The sequence below is a fragment of the Bacillus sp. 95MFCvi2.1 genome (assembly GCF_000374965.1).
Lineage (GTDB): Bacteria > Bacillota > Bacilli > Bacillales > Bacillaceae_G > Bacillus_A > Bacillus_A pseudomycoides.
This window is the reverse complement of the sequence record NZ_KB895770.1, coordinates 1-2,081: the sequence shown is the minus strand read 5'-3', so window position 1 is coordinate 2,081 and position 2,081 is coordinate 1. Positions and strand designations below refer to the sequence as shown.

Sequence of the window (2,081 nt, the reverse complement as noted above, 5' to 3'; positions counted from 1 at the left end):
CAGTTTTCAAAGAACTTGTTTGCCGCTCATTTGCGACTCCCTTATGTTAACACTTTCATATTTCAATGTCAACTAAGTTTTTTATTTCGTTTGTCACGTTTTGCTTTGTTGCATCGGCGACTTCTAATATACTACACACTTATCATTATAAAAGCAATACCTTTTTAAAACAAAATTCAAATTCCCCATTAAATATAGAAGATAAGACTTTAATCCGTTAGATTTCTTTATCCTCACTTAAATTTAACCATCACTTATCCACGCATAACATTTAGATAGAAAGACTCCCTATTTAAGCTACAATCAATGTATCCCCTATATATAAAGAAAGAATCTTTCACTTTTAATAGCGAAAGATTCTTTCTAAATCTATACTTATGCTGGAATGTATTTTCCAATAAATCCCCATACAGTATTCCAATATTTCTCCGAATCTATTTTTTCAGCTTCTCCATGACCTGCACCTGGCACAATCAATTTCTCTTTTTTCACCTTTGCAGCATTATACACTTCATCCAACATTTCAAAAGGAACAAATGTATCTGCATCTCCATGGATAAACAACATCGGAGTTTTACTTTTTGCAACTTGCTTGACGGCCGATCCCTCATTCAAGTCATAACCAGCACGGAGTTTTGTAATTGTATTCGCCGCATTCATAACAGGGAATTTTGGTAAATGAAATAGATCTTTTAATTGATACGTGAATTCATCTATAACAGATGAATAACCACAATCTTCAATAATAACCTTAACATTGGCAGGTAACTCTTCTCCGGAAGTCATCATAACAGTTGCGCCTCCCATAGAAATACCGAACAGAGCTATTTCCGCTTGCGGATCTTTCTTTAATACATACTGAATCCACTGCGTAACATCCTTACGATCATGCCACCCCATACCAATATAATCACCTTGACTATTGCCATGACCACGAAGATCAGGTGCTACTACACTATAACCCTTTTCATAAAAATGGCGAATGTATTTTGTCATTTCCAAGGCTCTTCCATTATATCCATGAACCACGATTGACCATTTATGACTAGATTCCTGATTACGATATTCATAGCCAGTTAGTTTCAAGTTATCAAAAGAACGTATAGACGTCGTACTTGGTTGATGTTTTGATAAGAATTCTGTATTTTTCATTTCATCAGTGGCTACTACATTACCCGATACAGTTACAGTTTTCTTTAAATGAGGGTTTCCCTCTAAAAATTCTTTTTCTTGTTTCGCATTTAGCGCATAGTTATAAAAGTAGTTCCCAACTAGCATATACGCAATAACTAGGAGGAGTAAAACTACTATTGTAACAATACTTATTTTCTTCATTCTTTGAATCCCTTCTCTATGATGTATATTTTAAAAACACCTTATATTATATCAAATTCGAATATAACGCCCTCCTACTTCATCAAGATTTTTACTAATCTAGGATAGTAGGTCTCCTTAAAATTTACAATCGAGAAAAAGAAGCGAATAACAAAGAAAGAACTATTCATAGTAATGCGCAAGTAACAAACTTTCCTTAACAAAATATTCACTATGAATATTTTGTTAAGGAAAGCAATATTATGTTTTAATCGCCCTATTGTATAACGAAAGAACATAACTAGTTCGACTTCTTTCTTTTCTAACGAATCCATATGCCCATTCGCTATAGTTTCCTAATATTGAATCTATTATAGATACAACATTAGGAAACTTTGAAATCCAAATACTACAGATTATTTTTAATGAATTTGAATTATAACGGAAAATATTTGAACCTTATACCCTAGAAGAGTCTATTTATTGTACTCTACCAGACGATCTATTAGATATCTATAAAAATCTTAAAGAAGACATCTTATTATATGAGAAGAACGAATTCAACAAAGCTACTTAGCATTGGAAATTTCTTTTAGAGGCTCAATAAGATTCACATACTGTGCAATATGCACATTACATTTCGAAAAATTTTATTAAAGATCTTCAATAAGCTAAAAACACAAAAAAGACGAGTCATTCTGACTCGTCTAAAATTGCTTGGCGACGTCCTACTCTCACAGGGACAAGGTCCCAACTACCATCGGCGC

1 protein-coding gene is annotated in these 2,081 nt (G+C 33.2%); it reads right to left on the bottom strand.

All coding sequences use genetic code 11. From position 1 onward, the window contains the following. Positions 1 to 375: 375 nt before the first annotated feature. Complete coding sequence (locus tag C568_RS0130135; RefSeq protein ID WP_018783736.1) at positions 376 to 1,335, bottom strand: alpha/beta hydrolase; 960 nt, start codon at positions 1,333 to 1,335, stop codon at positions 376 to 378. Between the last annotated feature and the right edge of the window lie 746 nt (positions 1,336 to 2,081).